Annotated in this window: 21 protein-coding genes and 1 other RNA gene; 5 read left to right on the top strand and 17 right to left on the bottom strand. The window is 54.0% G+C overall.

Annotated features, from left to right (window positions below; all coding sequences use genetic code 11):
* Positions 1-232: 232 nt before the first annotated feature.
* An RNA gene (ffs, locus tag LZ634_RS15485) (signal recognition particle sRNA small type) lies at positions 233-329 on the bottom strand.
* A 164-nt stretch (positions 330-493) separates the two neighbouring features.
* On the opposite strand from ffs, the gene LZ634_RS15490 reads away from it, so the two are divergent.
* Entirely contained in the window at positions 494-805 is a 312-nt protein-coding gene (locus tag LZ634_RS15490) for an MGMT family protein (protein ID WP_234506886.1), read from the top strand.
* An 80-nt stretch (positions 806-885) separates the two neighbouring features.
* Here the strand turns inward: LZ634_RS15490 and LZ634_RS15495 are convergent, their stop codons facing one another.
* A complete protein-coding gene (locus LZ634_RS15495) occupies positions 886-1,386 on the bottom strand; it encodes a YbaY family lipoprotein (protein WP_234506888.1) in 501 nt (166 codons plus the stop codon).
* Between the two features lie 342 nt (positions 1,387-1,728).
* Here LZ634_RS15495 and tesB point away from each other — a divergent pair, with 342 nt between their 5' ends.
* Positions 1,729-2,589, top strand: coding sequence for an acyl-CoA thioesterase II (gene tesB / locus LZ634_RS15500; protein ID WP_234506890.1), 861 nt, complete (start codon positions 1,729-1,731; stop codon positions 2,587-2,589).
* A gap of 141 nt (positions 2,590-2,730) precedes the next feature.
* Here the strand turns inward: tesB and amtB are convergent, their stop codons facing one another.
* The 5 genes from amtB to LZ634_RS15525 form a co-directional block, all read right to left on the bottom strand.
* On the bottom strand, positions 2,731-4,017 hold the full coding sequence (gene amtB, locus LZ634_RS15505) for an ammonium transporter AmtB (protein ID WP_234506982.1): 1,287 nt from the start codon (positions 4,015-4,017) through the stop codon (positions 2,731-2,733).
* 33 nt (positions 4,018-4,050) lie between these two features.
* Positions 4,051-4,389, bottom strand: a complete 339-nt coding sequence (gene glnK / locus LZ634_RS15510; RefSeq protein WP_004858743.1) for a P-II family nitrogen regulator — start codon at positions 4,387-4,389, stop codon at positions 4,051-4,053.
* 208 nt (positions 4,390-4,597) lie between these two features.
* On the bottom strand, positions 4,598-6,376 hold the full coding sequence (locus LZ634_RS15515) for a SmdB family multidrug efflux ABC transporter permease/ATP-binding protein (protein ID WP_234506892.1): 1,779 nt from the start codon (positions 6,374-6,376) through the stop codon (positions 4,598-4,600).
* Entirely contained in the window at positions 6,369-8,144 is a 1,776-nt protein-coding gene (locus LZ634_RS15520) for a SmdA family multidrug ABC transporter permease/ATP-binding protein (protein WP_234506894.1), read from the bottom strand. Before LZ634_RS15520 ends, LZ634_RS15515 begins: the two co-directional genes overlap by 8 nt.
* A 25-nt stretch (positions 8,145-8,169) precedes the next feature.
* Entirely contained in the window at positions 8,170-8,628 is a 459-nt protein-coding gene (locus LZ634_RS15525; RefSeq protein ID WP_234506896.1) for an Lrp/AsnC family transcriptional regulator, read from the bottom strand.
* A gap of 115 nt (positions 8,629-8,743) precedes the next feature.
* On the opposite strand from LZ634_RS15525, the gene LZ634_RS15530 reads away from it, so the two are divergent.
* A complete protein-coding gene (locus tag LZ634_RS15530) occupies positions 8,744-9,793 on the top strand; it encodes a PLP-dependent cysteine synthase family protein (RefSeq protein WP_234506898.1) in 1,050 nt (349 codons plus the stop codon).
* A gap of 44 nt (positions 9,794-9,837) precedes the next feature.
* Here LZ634_RS15530 and cof read toward each other — a convergent pair whose 3' ends face one another.
* Complete coding sequence (cof, locus tag LZ634_RS15535; RefSeq protein WP_234506900.1) at positions 9,838-10,656, bottom strand: HMP-PP phosphatase; 819 nt, start codon at positions 10,654-10,656, stop codon at positions 9,838-9,840.
* Between the two features lie 99 nt (positions 10,657-10,755).
* Here cof and LZ634_RS15540 point away from each other — a divergent pair, with 99 nt between their 5' ends.
* Both LZ634_RS15540 and queC read left to right on the top strand, forming a co-directional pair.
* The gene (locus tag LZ634_RS15540; RefSeq protein ID WP_234506902.1) at positions 10,756-12,456 is read left to right on the top strand and encodes an SgrR family transcriptional regulator; all 1,701 of its coding nucleotides are present in this window, start codon (positions 10,756-10,758) and stop codon (positions 12,454-12,456) included.
* Positions 12,457-12,523: 67 nt separating this feature from the next.
* Positions 12,524-13,219: a 7-cyano-7-deazaguanine synthase QueC gene (gene queC / locus LZ634_RS15545; protein WP_234506904.1), complete on the top strand. Its 696-nt coding sequence runs from the start codon at positions 12,524-12,526 to the stop codon at positions 13,217-13,219.
* Positions 13,220-13,323: 104 nt separating this feature from the next.
* Here the strand turns inward: queC and LZ634_RS15550 are convergent, their stop codons facing one another.
* The 9 genes from LZ634_RS15550 to bolA all read right to left on the bottom strand — a co-directional run bounded on the left by LZ634_RS15550 (position 13,324) and on the right by bolA (position 23,815).
* On the bottom strand, positions 13,324-13,722 hold the full coding sequence (locus LZ634_RS15550) for a YbgC/FadM family acyl-CoA thioesterase (protein ID WP_061282103.1): 399 nt from the start codon (positions 13,720-13,722) through the stop codon (positions 13,324-13,326).
* A gap of 234 nt (positions 13,723-13,956) precedes the next feature.
* A complete protein-coding gene (locus tag LZ634_RS15555; RefSeq protein ID WP_234506906.1) occupies positions 13,957-14,334 on the bottom strand; it encodes a helix-hairpin-helix domain-containing protein in 378 nt (125 codons plus the stop codon).
* 148 nt (positions 14,335-14,482) lie between these two features.
* Positions 14,483-16,357 (bottom strand): peptidylprolyl isomerase, encoded by a 1,875-nt coding sequence (gene ppiD / locus LZ634_RS15560; RefSeq protein ID WP_234506908.1) that lies wholly within the window; start codon positions 16,355-16,357, stop codon positions 14,483-14,485.
* Positions 16,358-16,569: 212 nt separating this feature from the next.
* On the bottom strand, positions 16,570-16,842 hold the full coding sequence (gene hupB, locus LZ634_RS15565) for a nucleoid-associated protein HU-beta (protein WP_234506910.1): 273 nt from the start codon (positions 16,840-16,842) through the stop codon (positions 16,570-16,572).
* A 209-nt stretch (positions 16,843-17,051) separates the two neighbouring features.
* Positions 17,052-19,406: an endopeptidase La gene (gene lon, locus LZ634_RS15570; protein WP_234506912.1), complete on the bottom strand. Its 2,355-nt coding sequence runs from the start codon at positions 19,404-19,406 to the stop codon at positions 17,052-17,054.
* Positions 19,407-19,589: 183 nt separating this feature from the next.
* Positions 19,590-20,864, bottom strand: coding sequence for an ATP-dependent protease ATP-binding subunit ClpX (clpX, locus tag LZ634_RS15575; protein WP_234506914.1), 1,275 nt, complete (start codon positions 20,862-20,864; stop codon positions 19,590-19,592).
* Between the two features lie 134 nt (positions 20,865-20,998).
* On the bottom strand, positions 20,999-21,622 hold the full coding sequence (clpP, locus tag LZ634_RS15580) for an ATP-dependent Clp endopeptidase proteolytic subunit ClpP (protein WP_234506916.1): 624 nt from the start codon (positions 21,620-21,622) through the stop codon (positions 20,999-21,001).
* Positions 21,623-21,863: 241 nt separating this feature from the next.
* Positions 21,864-23,162 carry a trigger factor gene (tig, locus tag LZ634_RS15585; protein ID WP_052283860.1) on the bottom strand — a complete coding sequence of 433 codons (1,299 nt, stop codon included), beginning with the start codon at positions 23,160-23,162 and terminating at the stop codon, positions 21,864-21,866.
* A 335-nt stretch (positions 23,163-23,497) separates the two neighbouring features.
* Positions 23,498-23,815, bottom strand: a complete 318-nt coding sequence (gene bolA / locus LZ634_RS15590; RefSeq protein ID WP_234506918.1) for a transcriptional regulator BolA — start codon at positions 23,813-23,815, stop codon at positions 23,498-23,500.
* Positions 23,816-24,083: the final 268 nt, after the last annotated feature.

Here is a 24,083-nt window from a genome sequence, read left to right on the forward strand (position 1 = left end):
AATACATCAAACCAGCAGTACATTCCACAAATATATTTATAACATTCTGAGCAATATGAACACCTAATGTTAATTTAAATACAATTTATGACACGGAGATGACAGTATTATTACAAAGTAATGAAGTTTAATTGAATAGCCGCAAAACGCAGATGCAAATAACCACATTTATATTGTGGAAATGGCATGTTCAGGAAGGTTGAAAAATCAGGAAGGTACAAATGGGTGGGGGCCCTGCCAGCTACATCCCGGCACACGCGTCATCTGCCTTGGCTGCTTCCTTCCGGACCTGACCTGGTAAACAGAGTAGCGTTGCGGGAGAACCAACAGGGCCCCCATTGAGAGCGTTGTTCCCAACGCGCTGGCGCATTATCACTGCTGAGCCTGGCAATTGCAAGCTATCCGCTTTTACCTGCTGGATTCTTGCACAATCCCCTCTTCACAGCGACCATCAGTCTGATTATGCTGAGAGTTCTGTCTCCAGGAATAGACTATGGACGAACAAGACTCTTTCCCGCATCGGGTATGGCAAATCGTTGCCGCGATCCCAGAAGGTTATGTCACCACCTACGGCGACGTCGCCAGACTGGCGGGTTCACCACGCGCCGCAAGACAGGTTGGCGGCGTGCTCAGACGTTTGCCGGAAGGTTCTACGCTCCCCTGGCACCGGGTGGTAAATCGCCATGGTGCGATTTCGCTAACCGGCCCCGACCTGCAGCGACAACGACAGGCACTATTGGCCGATGGAGTGCAGGTTTCCGGGAGTGGGCAAATTGATATGCAGAAATACCGCTGGCAATACTGACGCTTGGTTTTACTCCTGACCGGCTCAGGCCAAAAAAATGCCCTCACATAGAGGGCATCTGTCTTTTATCTCACCTGAACTTACGGAATCTGGACGGGCGCAGGGTCCTGAACCGGAACCGGCGTTTGCTGCACAGGGACCATGATCAGGTCAGCTTTGGTTCCGCCGTGGTTAATCACTTCCTGAATGGTATCGGTGATAAACAGCAGTTTGCCGTTGAGAGTCACCGCCGCGCTTAACAGGATACGGGCGTTCGGCTGGATATCAGCCGGGTTGTACGGCAGCACGAAGCTAAATGGCGCCTGTTTACCTTCCGTACGGGTCACTTTCTGCGCCAGCACCTTCGATGGTGCATCGGCCAGCGACGCGTCGGACAACGTCACCGTTAATACCGCATCAGGCGGCAGCGCCACTTTCTGGCGGATGAGGACATTACCGGAGACGTTCGGCCCGGATACCGCTTGCTGCGCGGCCGCTGCTTCTGGTGCTGGTGTCTGATTCTGACTTTGCTGGTGCGTCTGCGCACAGCCTGCTACGGCCAGTGCAATCGCCAGACCGCTTAAGATCGGCACAAGTTTCATTAGCATTCTCCTTTTTGCTCACTCGAATTAAGCCATTTTTCTCAATTGAGTGACAACGCTTTAACAAACTTAACCGCTTCAGTGTGGCACATATTTCACATGAATGCCTGCAAACACCTCATTATTCAGATAATTGAACCCATCGGACCACTCGCGAAATTACGTTATAATGAAAGCATTCACCTGCCGTAATAGCCTGAATAATTCACGTTGCATGAAGGCGGCAAAGGAGTGAATCTCAGGAGCTTACTCGGGTAAGTGACCGGGGTGAACGAACGCAGCCAACGCGTATGCAACGTGAAGTATGACGGGTATATGAGAGTAAAATTATAGAGGGTACCAATGAGCCAGGCGCTATCGAATCTGCTGACGTTATTAAATCTGGAAAAAATTGAAGAAGGTCTGTTCCGCGGCCAGAGTGAAGATCTCGGTCTGCGCCAGGTCTTTGGCGGACAGGTCGTTGGCCAGGCATTGTATGCCGCGAAAGAGACCGTTCCAGCTGACCGGTTAGTCCACTCGTTCCACAGCTATTTTCTGCGTCCAGGCGACAGCCAGAAGCCGATTATTTACGATGTAGAAGTCCTGCGCGATGGCAACAGCTTTAGCGCGCGCCGCGTGGCCGCGATTCAAAACGGCAAACCTATCTTCTACATGACCGCCTCCTTCCAGGCACCAGAGTCGGGTTACGAGCACCAAAAAACCATGCCGGCCGCCCCTTCTCCGGACGGTCTGCCATCTGAGACCGATATCGCCCGCTCGCTGGCACACCTGCTGCCGCCGCAGGTTGCCGAGAAGTTTCTGTGCGATAAACCGATTGAGATCCGCCCGGTAGAATTCCACAACCCGCTGAAAGGCCACACCGCTGAGCCGCGCCGCCAGGTATGGATGCGCGCCAACGGTGCCGTGCCGGACGATCTGCATATTCATCAGTATCTGCTGGGCTATGCATCAGACTTCAACTTCCTGCCGGTCGCGCTGCAGCCACACGGCGTAGGCTTCCTTGAGCCGGGCATGCAGGTAGCGACGATTGACCATTCAATGTGGTTCCACCGTCCGTTCAACATGAACGAATGGCTGCTGTATAGCGTGGAGAGCACCTCAGCTTCCAGCGCCCGCGGCTTTGTGCGCGGTGAATTCTATACCCAGGACGGCATACTGGTTGCCTCCACGGTGCAGGAAGGGGTGATGCGTAATCGCGGATAACCCGCCCCCGCATGCACAAAAAAGCCTCCCAATGGGAGGCTTTTTTGGCTTTGGAGATAACTTCAGGTCTTTCGGGCGAGGCGCAAACGTCGCGGTTGAAAAACCCAGGGTCGGCGTCATCGCCTCCCCCGGTTATGATTATCAAGCGTTGTAGGCGTTTTCGCCGTGGCTGTTGACGTCCAGACCTTCACGTTCCTGATCTTCTGGAACACGCAGACCGACGGTCAAATCTGCCACTTTGTAGCCGATGAAAGCGACTACACCGGACCAGACGATGGTGATGCCGATACTTTCCAGCTGTACCAGAACCTGATGGCCCATGGTCACGCCTTCTGCGTAGCCCACGCCGCCAAGCGCCGTTGAAGCGAAGATGCCGGTCAGGATACAGCCGATGATGCCGCACACGCCGTGTACACCGAACACATCGCAAGGGTCATCGACGCGCAGCAGACGTTTCAGTGAAGTCACGCCCCACAGCCCCGCCAGACCGACAACAACACCCAGAATCAGCGCACCGCCCACTCCGATATAACCACAAGCTGGGGTGATCCCCACAAGACCAGCAATCGCACCGGAACACGCACCCAGCAGAGATGGTTTTCCGCGCAGAGCCCACTCGCCGAAGACCCAGCCGAGAATCGCGGCCGCGGTGGCAACCACGGTATTGACGAAGGCCAGACCGGCAATTTCATTCGCGGCGCTAGCGGAACCGGCGTTGAAGCCGAACCAACCGAAATAGAGGATCGCGGTACCGATGAACACCATCGGCAGGTTGTGCGGTTTGAAGGCTTCTTTGCCAAAGCCCACGCGTTTACCAATCAGGTACGCACCGACCAGGCCCGCAACCGCGGCGTTGATGTGTACGACAGTACCACCAGCGAAGTCGAGCGCGCCGTGGCTGGCTAGCAGACCGCCGCCCCATACCATGTGTGCAATCGGCACGTAGGAGAGCGTCAGCCAGATGACCACGAAGATCAGCACCGCAGAGAAGCGGATACGCTCCGCCAGCGCACCAACAATCAGGCCTACGGTGATACAGGCGAAGGAGCCCTGGAACGCCACGTGAATGTACTGATAGAAGGAGCCCATCAGGTCAGTAATCTTAATATTTTTCAGCATGATCCAGTCGAAGCTGCCGAAGAAGCTGCCGCCAGTGCCGAAGGCCAGTGAGTAGCCGTAAACCACCCACAGCACGCAGACCAGCGCGAAAGTCACCGCGACCTGCGTCAGCATAGAGAGTACGTTTTTGCCGCGAATCAGGCCGCCGTAGAACAGCGCAATGCCCGGAATGGTCATAAACAGCACCAGCGCGGTACACAGCATCATAAAGGCGTTATCGGCCTTATCTACGACCGCAGGGGCGGCCATCGCCAGACCCGGCAACAGCGCCAGTGCGCTCAACCCCGTTTTTACCATTGTTTTTTTCATCATCTCGATCCCTATCACTGTGCTGGCTGGGAATTACAGCGCCGCTTCGTCGGCTTCGCCGGTACGAATACGGATAACGCGCTGCAGTTCGGCGACAAAAATCTTACCGTCGCCAATTTTTCCGGTGTAAGCGGCTTTGCTGATCACATCGACGACTTCATCGAGCTGATCGTCGGCGATAGCCACATCAATCTTTACTTTCGGCAGGAAGTTGACGCTGTATTCCGCGCCGCGATATAGCTCAGCATGACCCTTCTGACGACCGAAGCCTTTCACTTCTGTCACCGTTAAGCCCTGAATGCCAATTGAAGACAGCGCTTCGCGAACGTCTTCAAGTTTGAATGGTTTGATTACCACGGTAACCAGCTTCATAGATCCCCTCCAGTCAGAATTCGGTAATGGCTGCGAACACGAATTAGGTAAAGCAAGGGGCGTGCCAAAAATTAAAATCACCATGCCAGGCGGTAAAATCAGGGGTGAAGGCGGTGCAATGGCGGGATAAAAAAGAAAAACGCACCATGCGGGTGCATGATGCGTGTCACAAAGGCATTCTGTTAGAAAAATGCCTGACGCTGGTGCATCAGGCGGTCAATGCATCGTCCTGGGCGCTGGCGGCCAATTCCTCACCGGCCAGCTGTAGTTGATACATTTGCCAGTATCGCCCTTTAGCTTCAAGCAGTTGCTGGTGAGAACCCTGCTCGACCGCTTGCCCGCGGTGAAGCACCATAATGGTATCCGCATCCACAATCGTCGATAGACGGTGGGCAATCACCACCAGCGTAGTGTGCTGGCGAACGGCAGCCAGCGCTTGCTGAATAGCGCGCTCTGTGCCGGAGTCAATATTGGCCGTGGCCTCGTCCAGAATCAGCACCTGCGGGGTATCCACCAGCACGCGGGCCAGCGCCAGCAGCTGTTTTTGCCCCACGGAAAGATTATTCCCCTGCTCGCCAAGATGGGTGTAAAGGCCATCGCTCATGCCGCGAACCATCTCCGCCAGCTGCACCGTTTCCAGCACCTGCCAGACCTGCTGTTCACTAATCTCACGCCCCAGCGTAACGTTGGCGAAGAAGGAGTCTGCCAGCACCACCGGATCCTGTTGCACCACCGCGATGCCCTCACGTAGCACCTGGTGACTAAGACTCGGTAATGGACGACCACCGAGGCGGATCTCGCCCGAGTTTGGCGGGTAGTAGCCCATCAGCAGGCTGGCAAGGGTACTTTTTCCGCTGCCGGTATGACCGACCAGCGCCACAAAACTGCGCGCCGGAATCGACAGCGAGATATTTTGCAGCACCATTTTGTCATCGCGGTAGGCAAACGACACGTTGTCGATATCAATATCCCCGCTCGTCAGCGGGGCAATATCCTGCCCGTACTGCTGGCGCGGCCGGTCCATCAGCTCAAACACGCGCTCCCCGGCCACCACCGCCTGTTGCAGCATCGACTGCTGAGTGGTCAGTTCGATCAGTGGTTCATTAAGCCGGCCAAGATAGCTGATAAATGCGTACAGCACGCCGACCTCGATAGAGCCCGTCGCGCTAAAGCCAAACAGCATCAACAGGCCGCACAGCACCAGCGAGGAGAACAGGCTGAGCAGCGGACGCAGCAGGAAGCCATCCAGCCGCAGCGTCTGCATACGCGCCAGATAGTGTGAACGGCTCACTTCACCAATCCGCTCGCCAAAACGCACCTGCTGACGAAACTGCTGGATAACGCTCATGCCGTTGATGACTTCATTAAAACCGTCGTTGATATCCGCGAGATAGGCACGAACGCGGCGCACAATCGGCGTGCTGTAACGTTGATAGATGATCATCACCGTCATCACCGCCGGGAAGATGGCCAGCGCCACCAGCGCCATGCGCCAATCGAGACTGAACATCGCCACCAGCATCGCGCCGATAAGCGCGGCGCTGCGCAGCACCGTCGCCACCACCGTGACGTACAGGTCGCGAATCACTTCGGTATCGTTGGTGACGCGGGAGATAAGCTGCCCCACCGGCTGGGTATCGAATTCGCTCAGCGGCTGGCGCAGCGCGGCATCCATCACATCGATGCGCAGCTGCTGTACCACGCCGACCGCCGCCCGGTTAAACAGCAGCGACTGGCTGTAGTGCAGCCCTGCCGCCAAAAGCTGTAAGCCGACATAGGCGGCCGCCAGCCCGATGACTTTGCCCCACGGCAGCAGATCTTTTGCCACCATATTGTCGATAAAATAGCTTATCAGCAGCGGCCCGCTAACCTCTGCCGCCGCGGCAATCCACAGCATGAGTACCGCAATCGACAGCGGTTTACGCCACGGCGAGCCGTAGGCCAGCAGGCGTTTTAAGGTTGGCCACAGTTGCCCAAAACTACGCATCGGCCACCTCCGTTTTATCTTCTTCCGGCGCATCGTTCAGCGCCGCTTCTAGCTGTTGGTAGCGATACATATCGCGATACCAACCTGACTGCGCCGCCAGCTGTTCGTGCTGACCGCGCTGGGCGATGTGTCCGTGCTGCATCACAATAATTTCGCTGGCATCGAGCAGCGCCGACAAGCGGTGGGCGCTGATGATAAGCGTCCGCCCTTCTCCCCACTGCCGCAGATTATGGAGAATTTGGTGTTCAGTACGGCCATCGACTGCCGATAACGCATCGTCGAGGATCAAGATTTCCGCATCCAGCAGCAATGCGCGCGCAATCGAAATACGCTGTTTTTGTCCACCGGAGAGCATCACGCCGCGCTCGCCAACTTCCGTCTCGTAACCCTGCGGCAGGCGCAGGATATCGTCATGAACGCAGGCCAACCGCGCCGCTTGTTCAATTTCTTCCTGCGTCGCGCTCGGGCAGCCCAGCGCGATATTACTGGCGACCGTGTCAGAAAACAGGAACGGCGTCTGGCTCACTACGGCCAGACGGCTACGCCACGCGTCCAGCTGTAGCTGGTGCAGCAGGATGTTGTGGAAGCGAATATCACCTTCATCGACGTCAAAATGGCGCTGAATCAGCGACAGAATGGTCGATTTCCCCGAACCGGTTGGCCCACAAATGCCAAGCATATTGCCCGGTTTAAGGGTGACGTCGACGTCGGTCAACATCGGTTTTTCCGTTTTGGGGTAGCTAAAGCGACGAATAGCCAACTCAAGCGTGCCACGCCCTTCAGGTACTGTCTGGGTGCCATCATTGACCACCGGCGCTTCCGCCAGCAGCGTGCGGATACGGCTATAGGCAGCGCTGCCGCGCTCAACGATGTTAAACATCCACGCCAGCGCCAGCATTGGCCAAATCATCAGCCCCAAATACATCATAAAGCTGGTTAACTGGCCGAGGGTTAACTCATCCTGCATCACCATCCAGCTTCCGCCGGCAATCGCCAGCAGGTTCGCCATCGCAACGGCTATGTAGATAGTCGGGTCGAAGCGGGCATCAATGCGCGCCACGCGCATGTTTTTAATCCCGGTGTCCGCCGCATCGGCAGCAAACTGCGCGGACTGGCGGTCTTCGAGGCCAAACGCTTTGATCATGCGAATGCTGGTCAGGCTCTCCTGAGTACGGTCGTTCAGGCTGGAGAATGCCGCCTGCGCCAGCTTGAAGCGCTCGTGCAGCAGATTGCCGTAACGATGGATGACCAGCGCCATAATTGGCATCGGCACCAGCGCCAGCAGCGTAAGCTGCCAGCTGATCTGAGTGGACATCACAATCAGCACCGCGCAGCCCATTACCAGCGAGTCCACCAGCGTCAGCACCCCTTCACCGGCGGCAAACACCACGCGATCGACATCGTTTGTCGCGCGAGCCATCAGGTCGCCGGTACGGTGGCGCAGATAGAATTCGGGATGCTGGCGGCTGAGCTGGCGGTAGAAATCCTCACGCAGTTCAACGGCGAGCTGATAGGAGGCACCAAACAGCAACACGCGCCAGACATAGCGCAGCAGGTAAACCACGATGGCAATAAGAACCATGGTGCCAAGCCACATCAGCAGCGTTGCGGCCGAGAAGTGGTGCTGCGTGACGCCATCGACCACAATGCCTACCACCTTCGGGGGGATAAGCTGCAGGACGGCAATGATAATGAGCAGGGAAACTGCGCCGAGATAGCGACGCCATTCCCGACGGAAGTACCAGCTTAATTGAGCAAATAATCGCACGCGGTAAAATTCCAGAGATAAAGTGTTATCCGATGGGGAGAGCGGTGGTGGATTTAATCTGTTCCATCGCAAAGCTCGAAGTGACGTCCGACAGTCCAGGGACGCGGTTCACCAGGCTTTTATAAAAATCATCGTAGCGTTTCATGTCAGCCACCTGAACGCGCATCAGGTAGTCATATTCCCCAGCCATGCGCCAGAAACCGAGGACTTCAGGCATTTGCGTCACTTCGCTGACAAACAGGCTGTACCACTCGCTGCTGTGGTGCTGGGTCTTAATCAGCACGAAGGCCGTGAGCCCCAGCCCCAGCTTTTCCGCATCAAGCAGCGCGACGCGCCCAATCAAAACGCCATCGTCTTCGAGACGTTTGAGCCGTTTCCAGCACGGTGTGGTGGTCAGATTAACGGCATCAGCGAGCGCCTGCAAAGAGAGCGTGCAGTCATTCTGCAAAAGCGAGAGCAGCTTTCGGTCAATTTTATCTAACATAAGGGCCACCGGGAGAAAATATTTCTCCCTTCATTCTATTTTAAAGGCCAGATGGCAACAATTTTTTCTGTGCTTTTCGCTATGCTGGGCACAAAATGACAAACGGATAAACACGATGAATAGCACCTGGGTCAAAAACGCCATTAGCGAAATTAACGCCGATTATCAACGCAGCGCCGATACGCATTTGATTCGTCTGGCGCTACCGGCTTTTCCCGGCATTCAGCTGTATCTCAAAGATGAAAGCACCCACCCGACCGGCAGCCTGAAGCACCGTCTGGCGCGCTCGCTGTTCCTGTACGGCCTGTGCAACGGCTGGATTAAAGGAGGCACCACCATTATTGAATCGTCATCCGGTTCAACGGCGGTTTCCGAAGCTTATTTCGCTCGCCTGCTGGGGCTGCCATTCATCGCCGTTATGCCTTCCTGTACCGCGAAACGCAAAATCGAACAGATTGAGTTTTACGGCGGCCGCTGCCATTTCGTGGAGAGCGCCTGTGAAATTTATGCCGCGTCGGAAAAGCTGGCCCGTGAACTCAACGGCCACTATATGGATCAGTTCACCTACGCCGAGCGCGCCACCGACTGGCGTGGTAACAACAACATCGCCGACAGTATCTTCCGCCAGATGTCCCATGAGCCGAACCCGGTTCCGGCCTGGGTGGTGATGAGCGCCGGCACCGGCGGCACTTCGGCCACCATTGGCCGCTATATCCGCTGCCAGGGCTACGAAACCCAACTGATGGTGGTCGACCCGGAAAACTCGGTGTTTATGGATTACTGGCAGCACCGCGACGCCGGCCTGCGCGGCACCGTCGGCAGCAAAATTGAAGGCATCGGTCGCCCGCGCGTCGAACCGTCATTCATTCCGGACGTAGTCGATAGCATGATGCGCGTACCGGATGCGGCAAGCGTTGCTACCGCCCAGTGGCTGGAGACCCAGTTGGGTCGTAAGGTCGGTGCCTCGACCGGTACCAACATGTGGGGCGCGCTGCAGCTTGCCGCGCAGATGCGCGATGAAGGTAAAACCGGGTCGATTGTGACGCTGCTGTGCGACAGCGGCGAGCGCTATCTCGATACCTATTACAATCCGCAGTGGGTGGCGGCGAACATTGGCGACGTAACGCCGTGGCACCAGCAGATTCAACAGCTTATTGGGCAATAAAAAAAGCCAGGCATCATCTGAGCCTGGCTTGCTGGAAATTTTCTCTATTCGGGGGAATAAGGAAGATTCGGTGTATCCAGCCAATGCATTAAATAGTGGGAAACCGCCTGAGTATTGCAGTTTCCAATAACCGGTAGATGGGGCAATGCCGCTTTAAGTTGCCCCATCGCGTTGCCCATAATCACGCCGCGCCCCACCAGCCCCAGCATTTCACGGTCGTTCATCGCATCACCAAAGGCCATGCATTCATCCATTCCAACGCCGATATGGTTGCTCAGCACCGTCAGCGCTGCGCCTTTGTTGCTTTCCGGCGGCAGCACTTCAAGACAGTCAACAGCCGAAAAACAGATGTTGGCCCGCTTATCCAATGCTTCCACCAGCTGAATTCGCAGGCGGCAGAGATCGTCGTGATCGCCGCAGAAGCAGACCTTAGTCACCTGATGCGCGGGGATCCGTCGCAGATCGCGCAGCTGGTAGCGAAAACCGCTGTAGACATGCGCCTGCAGCATTTCGGGGATCTCACGCCCGGTAAACCAGCCGTTGTCATTGAATACGTGAACGCTGGCCTGAGTATCCCAGTGGCTGTGCAGCACCTGTTCGGCCACATCGGGGGAAAGATCGCTGCGGTGCATAACTTCGCCCTGCTGCGAATGCAGGCGCGTGCCGTTGCCGGTAATGAGATAGGCATTCAGCGACAGCGATTCAATCAGCGGACGCATCTCCAGGACGTGACGCCCGGTGGCAAAAGTCAGCGTAATATCGCGTTCGCGCAGCCGTTTAAGCGCCGCAATGGTTCTCTCACCCAAACGATGGTTAGGCATCAAAAGGGTGCCATCCATATCAAACGCTGCCAGTCTTGCCATTATTTATCCCGCCTGTGATCGCTCTCTCTTGCCACTCAGTATCCGCTGGGATATACGGAAGTAATACTGAATACTTCACATTTATTGTTCCGGGTTTCTATGCGTCTGTTAAATCGTTTAAATCAGTTTCAGCGTCTGTGGCAGCCATCGCAGGGAGAAACGCAGCAGGTCACCATTGCCGAGCTGGCGGCCCTCTGTTTTTGTAGCGAACGGCATGTTCGTACGCTGTTGCGCCAGGCGCAGGAAGCGGGTTGGCTCAGCTGGCAGGCGCAGTCCGGGCGCGGCAAACGTGGAAGCCTGGCGTTTCATACCACGCCGGAAGCGCTGCGCAACGAAATGATGGAAACCGCGCTGGAACGTGGACAGCAGCATAACGCGCTGGAGCTGGCGCAGATTGCGCCGGTAGAGCTGCGGGCGCTGCTGCATCCGTTTCTCGGCGGTCAGTGGCAAAACAATACGCCGACGCTGCGTATCCCCTACTATCGCCCTCTCGAACCCTTGCATCCGGGCTTTCTCGCCGGTCGCGCCGAACAGCATTTGGCCGGGCAGATTTACTCTGGCCTGACCCGTTTTAATCATGATGCCTCACAGCCACGTGGCGACCTGGCGCACCATTGGTCGGTCTCGCCGGACGGCCTGTGCTGGCAATTTTATATTCGTTCCACGCTGCATTGGCACAACGGAGACGCGGTGGAGACCGAGCAGCTGCGTCGCCGCCTGCTGATGCTGCTGACGCTCCCTGAGCTGGCAAGGCTATTCTCCAGCGTCAAAGACATCAGCCAGACGCATCCGCAGTGCCTGACCTTTACTCTGCACCGTCCGGACTACTGGCTTGCGCACCGACTGGCGAGCTATTGCAGCGTGCTGGCGCATCCGGATGAGCCAGATCAGGGTACCGGCCCGTTCATGTACAAAATCTTCGAGCCGGAGCTGGTACGCATTGAAAGCCATCATCGCTATCATCTTGCCCACCCGCTGCTGCAGGCAATTGAATACTGGATCACGCCCCAGCTATTTGAGCAGGGTTTAGGCACCAGCTGCCAGCATCCGGTGCAAATCGCGATTGGTAAACCTGAAGAACTGGGGAAATTGCGTCTGGTGAGCCACAGTATCAGCCTGGGCTTTTGTTATCTGGCGCTGCGCCAGAGCCCGCGGCTTAGCATGGCGCAGGCGCAGCGGGTAATGGCGCTTATCCACCGTTCCGGGCTGCTGCAAAGCCTGCCGCTGGGCGAGAATCTGATTACTCCCAGCGAGGAGATGCTGCCGGGCTGGGCGATTCCACTGGCACAAGATGACCCTGATGTTGCGTTGCCGTCCCGACTTACGCTCATCTACCATCTTCCCGTCGAACTGCACACCATGGCCGAGCAGTTAAAAACCGCCTTAGCCGGGCTTGGCTGCGAACTGACGGTCATTTTTTACGATGCTAAAAGCTGGAATGGTTGCGAAGACCTGCCGCAGGCCGATCTGTTTATGGGCGACCGACTGATTGGTGAAATGCCCGAGTATGCGTTAGAGCAGTGGTTACGCTGCGATGCCCTGTGGCCTGCGCTGTTTACCGATGAACAGGCGCGCCGGGTCCAGGGCTCGCTGGATGAAGCCCAGGCACAGCCGGACGATTCGCTGCGTATTGCCGCGCTCAAACGCATTTTTACCCGCCTGATGCGCGATGCCATTCTGACGCCGCTGTTTAACTATCAATATCAGGTTAGCGCGCCGCCGGGGGTTAACGGCATTCGCCTGAATGCCCGCGGCTGGTTTGACTTCTCCGAAGCCTGGCTGCCGCCGGATACGCGGTGAAGAAGCTGGTCGCCGTGGCGCACAGGCGTTACCATAGCGGCTTTGAGAACCACAGACAGGAAATGCAATGAAACGTGCCGTTGTCGTTTTTAGCGGTGGACAAGACTCCACTACATGCCTGGTGCAGGCGTTGCATCAATACGATGAAGTTCACTGCGTCACGTTTGATTATGGCCAGCGCCATCGCGCCGAAATTGACGTTGCTCGCGAACTAGCGCTGACTCTTGGCGCTCGTGCTCACAAGGTGCTGGACGTTACCCTGCTAAACGAACTGGCGGTCAGCAGCCTGACCCGCGATAGCATTCCGGTGCCCGATTACGAGCCCGATGCCGACGGCATCCCGAATACCTTTGTGCCAGGACGTAATATTCTGTTCCTGACACTTGCGGCCATCTACGCCTATCAGGTGAAGGCCGAAGCGGTGATAACCGGCGTATGCGAAACCGACTTCTCCGGCTACCCGGACTGCCGAGATGAGTTCGTCAAAGCACTAAACCATGCGGTAAGCCTGGGCATGGCAAAAGATATTCGCTTTGAAACTCCGTTGATGTGGCTGGATAAAGCGCAGACCTGGGCGCTGGCGGACTACTGGGACAAGCTGGAACTGGTGCGTACCGAAACGCTGACCTGCTATAACGGCATTAAAGGCGACGGCTGTGGTCACTGCGCGGCCTGTAGCCTACGTGCCAACGGCCTCAACCATTATCTGGCAGATAAACCCGGCGTAATGGCTGCCATGAAGCAGAAAACCGGGCTGAAATAAGTCTGAAGATGTTCCGGGCCGGCGTCAGCGCCGCGCCCGCAAGATATACCGCAAAGTTGTGCAACTGAAAGCCCGGACGAATGTGAGTAGCCCGGGCTGACAAATCACTCTACCATCGCCTCCAGATGCTCACGCAACTCCCCTTCCAGCGCCAGCGCTTTCTGCGTCTTCAGATCGATGCAGACGAACGTGATCAGCGCATCCGCCACCACCTGCCCTTCAGGCTCCAGCGTCACCACCTGGCTTAATACGCCGCTTTTACCGTTGAGTTGTTCCACCTTGCTGGTAACTGTCAGTAAATCGCCCAACACCGCCGGACGGCGATAGTTAATATTGATATTCACCACCACAAAGGCGATGTGGTTCGCACTCATCCACTGGAAACCCGCACTGCTCTCCAGCCCATCCCAGCGGGCTTCTTCGAGAAACTCCAGATAGCGAGCGTTGTTGACGTGTTGATAGACGTCCAGGTGATAACCGCGAACTTTGATTTGTGTCTGCATAGCGCCATAGCCTTATTATTTTATACACGTTATCCCTCAAGCTGCCTCCGCATTGGCTTCGTTCGTTCACCCGAATCGCTTACTTGGGTAAGCTCATCGGGATTCACTCTCTTGCCGCTTGATGCAACTTGAATGATTTTGTGTAGATATTTTAAATAGAGTCAGAGGTCACACCACTGGTATGACCTCTTTAGTCTGGCAAATTTTCAGACGAGTGCAAACACCCTGGATAAATTAAAGCGTGATGTGGGTAAGGTTTCGCTCAACCAGTGAATTGCCCATTCCAGGCACCTGCTTGAGGTCGTCCAGCGTTTTGAACGGGCCATACTCTTCCCGATAGCTAACAATCGCCTGCGCTTTTTTAAGCCCAACCCCGTTCATTGCCTGCGCTAACGCCTCTGCCGGTGCCGTGTTGATACTCACTCGGGTGCCTTCGTCATCGCTGGCTTTGCTGCTGGCAGATACCTTAGCCTGCTCACCCGATGCGTCACCGGACTGAGTTTTTGTTATCTGAGTTTTGGCCGCAGCAGGTTGAGCCGCCAGAGTGCTAAAACTCATCCCTGCACAGGCCACGACAGCGGCCATAACACACATTTTGATTCCATATTTCATTTTGATTGCTCCTTGTTGGTTGATAGCAAGGGAACCATAACGGCAGATGAGTTAACGTTCAAAAGGCAGATTTTAAATGTGGAAAAGGCCGCGAAAGCGGCCTTTGAGGTGTACATCGCATTACAATTTAATGCGAGGCGAGTTCAGATTATTGCTGCTGGTCGATGATATCGCCGAGCTTAATCTTCGCTGATTTACGCAGGTTGTTCATCATCGCTTCGAAAGCAATCTGGGCGTTGTTCTGGGTAATCCCCTGAACCATCGCTTTCTTCTGCGCTTCTGGCATCTCACCGGCTTTCACTTCGTCCAGCGCCAGCAGAACCACGTTGCCCTGCATATCGTTGCCGATACCGTAGCTTGGTTTATCTTTCTGCGGCAACGGCAGTGAAAACGCGGCCTGGCTCAGCGGGTCCTGACCAGTACGGCTCAGCGTTTTGCTTGCGCTAAAGCCCAGACCTGCGGCTTTCATCGCTTCATCGCCTTTACCCTCTTTCAACGCCACCAGCAGTTTTTCCGCATCCAGTTTAGCCTGCTGCTCTGCTTTACTGTGCTTCACGATATCGGTCACTTGCGCTTTGACTTCAGCCAGCGGTTTCACCGCTTCGACTTTATGCTCGCTCACGCGCAGGACGAAGGCACGATCGCCATCCACGGTAATGATGTCGGAGTTACTGCCCGGCATACCGTTCTCGCCTACCAGACCGCCGTTAAAGATAGCGTCGGATACCGGTTTGAAGTTCAGTTCAGCCGGCAGGTTGCTGTGATCGAACCAACCGGTTTCAACCGCTTTCACGCCTGCTGCTTGCTCAGCGCCCGCCAGTGAGTCGTTGTCGTTGCTCGCCGCATCGCTAACTTTCTGCTGCAGCGCGTAATACGCGTCGAGAGATTTTTCCTGTTTCACTTTGTTGGCGATATCGTTACGCACTTCTGCCAGTGGTTTCACTTTTGCAGCCTGAACATCATCCAGACGCGCAACCAGGAAACCGACAGAAGATTTAATCACGCCAGACAGCTGACCTTTTTCTTTCAGACCCGCATTTTTCAGTTCATCAGGGGTTGTGGCATCTTCCAGCCAGCCCATATCGCCGCCGTTACGCGCGGAGATAATGTCAGCCGATTTCTCTTTCGCCAGGACAGCAAAGTCACCGCCTTTGTTCAGCTCATCGAGAACCGCTTTGGCATCGGCTTCGGTTTTAGTCTGGATAACGCTGTAGCGATTACGCTGCGCCTGGGTGTACTGGTCCTGATGCTGATCGTAGTAGGCCTGAACCTCTTCATCTGAGACGTTTTGCGCCATAGATGCCGCATCCAGCTTGATGTAGCTCACGCGGAACTGTTCCGGCGCGACGAACTGACTTTTGTTCTGCTCGTAGTAGCTGCTGATTTCAGCGTCGCTAACCTGCTGTTTTGCCGCCAGCGCATTAACGTCGATAGTCGCTTCGCGCACCAGACGCTGCTGGGAAACCAATTCCGCCAGCTGATCGGTTTCGCCCGGCAGCATGAAGTCGGTACCGGCAACGGCGTTAATCAGCTGTTGAGTGGTCAGTTGGTTGCGCAGGGCCGCCGCGTACTGGTCTGCCGTCATGCCCATCTGATTCACCAGCGCGTTGTAGCGGGTGTTATTGAATTTGCCGTCAACCTGGAAAGCAGGGGTGGCGAAAATGGCTTTACGCACCTGCTCATCGCTGATGCCAAGACCCAGGTCTTTCGCATACTGATCAAGCAGCGCTTCGTCGATAAGACGATTGAGCACCTGCTGACGCATGGTTTTGATGTAGTTTTCATTGGCCGCCAGCTCAGAGAACTGGTCGCCAAGCTGCTGCTGCATGCGGTTACGTTCGCTTGCAACGGCATTCTCAAACTGGCCGCGGCCGATTTCCTGGCCATTCACTTTCGCGGCAAAATTATTGTTACCGCCAATCAGGTAGCCACTCACGCCGGTCAAAATGAACGACACGATAATGATACCGAAAATTACTTTGAGCACGACGCTGTTAGCTGCCGTACGTAAATTGTCCATCATGGTGTAACAACACTCCGCTGTAGGTGACAAATACCTCGAGCAGCATAGCACGTGATGACTGCTGCGCGTGAGGCCGTATTTTGACAAGAAACCAGGGCGGTTGTCAGCAAACACCGCATATAAACTGTTAAAACGTCACATTAAGGCATAAAAAAAGGCACATCAGTCGATGCGCCCTTGTACTTTGCCACATTCCCGTAACGGGAAAGGGATCAGTTTACCGCGTCTTTCAGTGCTTTACCTGCACGGAATGCCGGTACTTTAGCCGCAGCGATAGTGATCTCTTTACCTGTCTGAGGGTTGCGGCCAGTACGGGCAGCACGATCTTTGACAGCAAAGGTACCGAAACCTACCAGTGCAACGTCATCCCCAGCTTGCAGAGATTCAGTAACAGAAGCAATTAAAGCATCTAACGCACGTCCAGCTGCAGCTTTGGAGATATCCGCACCAGCAGCAATTTTGTCAATCAGTTGAGATTTGTTCACTGTTCTCTTCCTCTCTTTATTATTTATATCGCACCGGAATCCTTCACGATGCAATCGCGGAGCAGTTATATCAGGACTACCATGCCCTTACAACACCCGTTGTCGACGACACACCTGCCAGCCGTCTAAATTAGCGATACAAAAAAAGGCTGGCAAGTCAGTTTATGCTTGCCAGCCTTGTTTTTATTAACGCTCTTTGCGCGAGGTCACTATTTTGCGCTTACAATCTGCATTCCAGACGGTTCATTTTGCAGCGCCAGAGCCAGAACTTCCTCAATACGCTTCACCGGATGGATATCAAGATCGGCCAGAACGTTGTCCGGAATCTCTTCCAGATCGCGTTTGTTCTCGTCAGGAATCAGAACTGTCTTAATGCCGCCACGGTGTGCCGCCAACAGTTTTTCCTTCAGACCACCGATAGGCAGAACCAGGCCACGCAGAGTAATTTCCCCTGTCATCGCCACATCTGCGCGAACCGGGTTACCGGTCAGACAGGAGACCAGCGCGGTACACATCGCAATACCGGCGCTTGGACCGTCTTTCGGCGTCGCCCCTTCCGGTACGTGAACGTGGATGTCGCGCTTTTCGTAAAAGTCCGGATTAATACCCAGTTTTTCCGCACGCGCACGCACCACGGTCAATGCAGCCTGAATGGATTCCTGCATGACTTCACCCAGAGAACCGGTATAAGTCAGTTTACCTTTACCCGGTACGCAGGCGGTTTCGATGGTCAGCAGATCGCCGCCCACTTCCGTCCACGCAAGGCCGGTCACTTGACCCACGCGGTTTTCTTCATCAGCGCGACCGTAGTCAAAGCGCTGAATGCCGAGGTAATCGTGCAGGTTGTCGCCGTTAATATCGATGTGCTTGAGCTCTTTATCGAGCAGCAGCTGTTTCACCGCCTTACGACACAGTTTCGAGATTTCACGCTCCAGGCTACGTACGCCTGCTTCACGAGTGTAGTAGCGGATAATGCCGACAATCGCACTGTCATCTACCGTCAACTCGCCTTTTTTCAGGGCGTTACGCTCAATCTGCTTCGGCAGCAGGTGACGCTTGGCAATGTTCAGTTTTTCATCTTCGGTATAACCCGACAGACGAATCACTTCCATACGGTCCAATAACGGCGCTGGAATGTTCATGGAGTTCGAGGTCGCAACGAACATCACGTCGCTGAGATCGTAATCCACTTCCAGATAGTGATCGCTGAACGCTACGTTCTGTTCTGGATCAAGAACTTCCAGCAGAGCCGATGCCGGGTCACCGCGCATGTCCGAGGACATTTTGTCGATTTCATCCAACAGGAACAGCGGGTTTTTAACGCCCACTTTCGCCATTTTCTGGATCAGTTTACCCGGCATAGAACCGATGTAAGTACGGCGGTGACCGCGGATTTCCGCTTCGTCACGCACGCCGCCCAACGCCATACGGACATATTTACGTCCGGTCGCCTGAGCAATGGACTGCCCCAGAGAGGTTTTACCCACACCCGGAGGCCCTACCAGGCACAGAATCGGGCCTTTAAGCTTGTTCACACGGCTTTGAACCGCTAAATACTCAAGAATACGGTCTTTGACGCGCTCGAGGCCGTAATGGTCGGTATCAAGGATTTCCTGCGCCTGACGAAGGTCTTTTTTAACCTTGCTGCGCGTGTTCCATGGCACCTGAACCATCCAGTCGATATAACCGCGAACTACGGTGGCTTCCGCTGACATCGGCGACATCATTTTCAGCTTCTGCAGTTCGGCTTCGGTTTTCTCTTTTGCCTCTTTTGGCATTTTCGCCGCGTCGATCTTACGCTTCAGCGCTTCGTTTTCGTCAGGAACTTCGTCCATTTCGCCGAGTTCTTTCTGAATCGCCTTCATCTGCTCATTCAGATAGTACTCACGCTGGGATTTCTCCATCTGCTTTTTAACGCGGTTGCGAATACGCTTCTCAACCTGCAGCAGATCGATTTCCGACTCCATCATCGCCATCAGATATTCCAGGCGCTCGTTGATGTCGGACATCTCAAGCACGGACTGTTTATCTGCCAGCTTCAGCGGCATGTGCGCTGCGATGGTATCCGCCAGGCGTGCAGGATCGTCGATGCTGTTGAGCGACGTCAGCACTTCTGGTGGGATTTTCTTGTTCAGTTTGATATAGCCTTCAAACTGACCGATTGCCGTGCGCACCAGAACTTCCTGCTCGCGCTCTTCAATCGCCGGCGACTCCAGATACTCCGCTTTCGCCGAGAAATGCTCACCGTTATCGGAAAGCGTGGAGATGCGCGCACGCTGCAACCCTTCAACCAGTACTTTTACCGTACCGTCGGGAAGTTTCAGCATTTGTAAAATAGAGGCCACGGTCCCGACGGTGAAAAGATCGTTTACACCCGGCTCATCCGTTGAAGCATCTTTCTGCGCGACCAGCATGATTTTTTTATCATGATCCATGGCCGCTTCCAGACAACGGATAGATTTTTCCCGCCCTACAAATAAGGGAATGACCATGTGCGGATAAACCACCACATCGCGCAGCGGCAATACGGGGATTTCAATGCGTTCAGAACGCTCAGGATTCATAGAGCTCTCTCTTAGTTTAGTGTCCGCCAGGTAAGCTGGTCATGCGACTGTGCTTCACACAACCATTAACATGTAACCAGTATATGGGGATGTATTCCACACATTCAACGCTATGAATCAGGAAAAATAAAAGGGGAGATAAAATCCCCCCTTTTTGATTAACTGATTGTATGAACTGGTGAATTATTCGCCAGATGCCTGCTGCGCTTCCGGCTTGCCATAAATCAGCAGCGGTTCGCTTTGGCCAGCAATCACCGACTCGTCGATAACCACTTTTTCAACGTCTTCCATTGAAGGCAGATCGTACATGGTTTCGAGCAGCGCGGCTTCCACGATAGAACGCAGACCACGAGCACCGGTTTTACGGCTCATCGCTTTCTTAGCAATAGCGTCCAGCGCTTCATCACGGAATTCCAGATCCACGCCTTCGAGATTAAACAGCGCCTGATACTGCTTAGTCAGGGCGTTTTTCGGCTCTTTGAGGATCTGAATCAGCGCTTCTTCGCTCAACTCAGTCAGCGTTGCAACCACCGGCAGACGACCGATGAACTCAGGGATCAAACCAAATTTGATCAGATCTTCTGGCTCGACCTGGCTCAGCAGTTCGCCTTCGCTGGCTTTATCCGTTTTCGATTTCACGGTTGCACCGAAGCCAATACCTGAACCGGTTTCAACGCGGTTGCCGATAACTTTATCCAGACCCGCAAATGCGCCGCCACAGATAAAGAGGATCTTAGAGGTATCAACCTGCAGGAACTCCTGCTGCGGATGCTTACGTCCACCCTGCGGTGGAACGGCAGCCACGGTGCCTTCGATAAGTTTCAGCAGAGCCTGCTGTACACCTTCGCCGGACACATCGCGCGTAATCGACGGGTTGTCAGATTTACGGGAAATTTTGTCGATTTCATCGATGTAAACAATACCGCGCTGTGCTTTCTGTACGTCGTAGTCGCACTTCTGCAGCAGTTTCTGAATAATGTTTTCAACGTCTTCACCCACATAACCCGCTTCGGTCAGCGTGGTGGCGTCCGCCATGGTGAACGGAACGTCCAGCAGGCGTGCCAGCGTTTCGGCCAGCAGCGTTTTACCGGAACCGGTCGGGCCAATCAGCAGAATGTTACTTTTGCCGAGCTCAATGCCGTTGCTGGTATCGCCATTACGCAGACGTTTGTAGTGGTTATAAACTGCAACAGCAAGCACCTTTTTCGCCTGTTCCTGACCGATGACGTAATCATCAAGATGGTGACGAATTTCGTGTGGTGTTGGCAGCGCGCTGCGTTCACGATGCGGTGCTACTTCTTTAATCTCTTCGCGAATGATGTCGTTACATAAGTCGACACATTCGTCGCAGATATACACGGATGGGCCGGCGATGAGCTTACGCACTTCGTGCTGGCTTTTGCCGCAAAAAGAGCAGTACAACAGTTTGCCCGATCCATCTTTGCGTTTATCTGTCATGAGTCAAAACCTCTTTTTAAGTTCTTTGTGCCGCATATGACGACGCAAATGCCATTCTTAAGCGCAAGCTGCTACGCAAGCGTTGTGCCGCCTCTAGTAGTATATACCCTGCGGCGACACGTGCCGTCATGACATTAGTTACGCTGACTCAGGATAGAGTCAACCAAACCATACTCCACAGCTTCAGCGGCAGACAGGAAGCGGTCACGTTCAGTGTCGCTTTCAATCTGTTCTAAAGATTTGCCGGTATGGTGCGCCATAAGCTCATTCATGCGTCCTTTCACTTTCAGGATCTCACGAGCATGGATTTCAATATCCGTCGCCTGACCCTGATAACCACCCAAAGGCTGGTGAATCATTACGCGGGAGTTCGGCAAGCAGAAACGCTTACCTTTTGCGCCTGCCGTCAGCAGGAACGCGCCCATGGACGCCGCTTGCCCCATACAAATGGTGCTGACGTCCGGCTTAATGAACTGCATGGTGTCATAAATAGACATCCCAGCGGTAATCACGCCACCTGGGGAGTTGATGTACAGGTAAATATCTTTTTCCGGGTTTTCCGCTTCCAGAAACAGCATTTGCGCCACAATCAGGTTCGCCATGTGGTCTTCCACCTGGCCGGTCAGAAAGATAACGCGCTCTTTAAGCAGACGGGAGTAGATATCAAAAGAACGTTCGCCACGGGAGGTCTGTTCAATGACCATCGGCACCAGGGCCATGTGGGGTGCTAAGTTATCTCGTTCGCCACTGTATGACATGTCCGTCTCCTGGATAAAAAATAATATAGCCACAGCATTCTGATTATAGAGATGTGGCGAGTGATTCGTTCCCCCAGTAATGGGTACGATCTTACCCTATTTCAAGCATAACAATATTTTGTTGATACGCTAATACCGAAAAGTCCTTTTATCACGCTCGCGTTGGCTATCGCTGCAATAAAAAAAAACCCGTCACCAAAAGGCAACGGGCTTTTCTCAAACCGTAAACCGGAAAGCGAAATTACGCCTGCTGGTTCATCAGTTCGTTGAAGGAAGTTGCTTTTTCAGTCACTTTCGCTTTTTCCAGAACCGCTTCAACAGCCTGTTCTTCCAGAGCGACGCTGCGCATGTTTTCCATCAGCTCTTTGTTTTTGCTGTAGAATTCAATAACTTCTTTCGGATCTTCGTAGGCAGAAGCCATTTCTTCGATCAGGGTAGCAACGCGTGCTTCGTCAGCTTTCAGCTCGTGGGTACGAATCACTTCGCCCAGCAGCAGGCCAACAACAACGCGGCGTTTCGCCTGCTCTTCGAACAGTTCGCGAGGCAGTTCCATCGCTTGCTGCTGGTTGCCACCGAAACGCTGTGCAGCCTGACGGCGCAGAACGTCGATTTCGCTGTCGATCAGGGCAGCAGGCACGTCGATTTCGTTAGCCTGTACCAGACCTTCGATTGCCTGAGTTTTAACACGGTTACGTACCGCGCCTTTCAGCTCGCGATCCATGTTTTTACGCACTTCAGCGCGCAGACCTTCTACGGAACCATCTTCAACGCCGAAACGTTTGATGAATTCTGCGGTCAGTTCTGGCAGTTCACGTTCTTCAACTTTTTTCAGGTTGATAACGAATTTAGCCGCTTTACCTTTCAGGTTTTCAGCGTGGTATTCTTCCGGGAAGGTCACGTCGATAGTGAATTCTTCGCCAGCTTTGTGGCCTTTGATACCGTCTTCAAAGCCTGGGATCATACGACCCTGGCCCATTGCCAGTACGAAGTCAGTCGCTTTGCCGCCTTCGAACTCTTCGCCGTCTACGGAACCGGAGAAGTCAACGGTCACACGGTCTTCAGCGTCAACTGCGCCGTCTTTGTCTTTCCAGGTTGCCTGCTGCTTACGCAGGGTGTCCAGCATGCCGTCAACGTCAGCTTCGGTCACTTCAACAACTGGTTTTTCAACTTCGATAGCATCCAGACCTTTCAGTTCAACTTCTGGATAAACTTCGAACTCTACTGCGTAAGTGAAGTCTTCACCCAGTTTGTATTCGCCCGGAACGTAGTTCGGTGCGCCAGCTGGATTGATCTTCTCTTTGATGATCGCATCAACAAAGTTGCGGCTCATCAGGTCACCCAGCACGTCCTGACGCACGGAAGCGCCATAACGCTGAGCAACAACATTCATCGGTACTTTACCTTTACGGAAACCGTCAATGCGTACTTTTTTCGCTACGTTGACCAGCTCGCTTTTTACAGCGTTTTCGATGCTGTCAGCAGCGATAGTAATCGTTACACGGCGGCCAAGGCCCTGAGTGGTTTCAACTGAAACTTGCATCTTGTTACCTCAAAAAAATCACAGTGCTCGGTCAACTCTGAATCATGCCTTGCAGTACTGGGACGTTATCTTTAAATCAGAAACACATTCCCTGTAGCCAGAATCATCCCGAAGACATTCCGAAAAATAAGACGCAGCATTATAGCGGCATCACTTTTATGAGTCGAGAACGGTTATCACGCGTTGCTGCGGCATTTTTCACAATTCCCGGCTAATTTTTGTCTGAATACTGTCTTTGGCGCTCAAAATTCAGACAAAACAAAACGGCCCGCAGGCCGTTTTCTCATAATCTGTACGCAACATACTGGAAAAGTTCCGCGTTGAAAATGCCTTTTCTACGCGATAGTACCCGCTCCACGACATGGCGGCGAAGCAATAACGGTATCTTGTAAACCTTCCCACTCTTTGCGTGTGTAAGTGTGCAGTGCCAGCGCATGTACGGTAGAAGCAAACTCCTCTGTGAGGGTGCCATAGATCATCCGGTGGCGATTGAGGAAACGCTCCCCGGTAAATCTGTCGCTAACCAGCACAACTTTAAAGTGGCTCTCTGAGCCTGCCGGTACGTTGTGGCGGTAGCTTTCATCTACAACCTCCAGGAACACAGGATCAAACGCTGTCCTTAATTTTTCTTCGATTTGTTCACGCATCATCATGATATTACTCCTCCGACAACGTTAAGATGCCGCCTATCCCTTTAAATGTTAGCCGCTTTTACTGACTACATTACACAAAGGCAACAAAAAATTAGCGTTCGCGTCATTTTATTTGTCAAGTAGATGAAGTTAACGCCTTTTACAATCCGTTTTCATCTGAAATACCCCTGCTTTTTGTATGTGCGAGCAGAAAAACATCAACACGATGAATTTACATGCATTGCCTACTTCCCCTCGCCGTTGGCGATGTTATGATGACGGGGATTAT

The sequence above is a fragment of the Kluyvera intermedia genome (assembly GCF_021440345.1).
GTDB classification, from domain to species: Bacteria; Pseudomonadota; Gammaproteobacteria; order Enterobacterales; family Enterobacteriaceae; genus Kluyvera; species Kluyvera intermedia_A.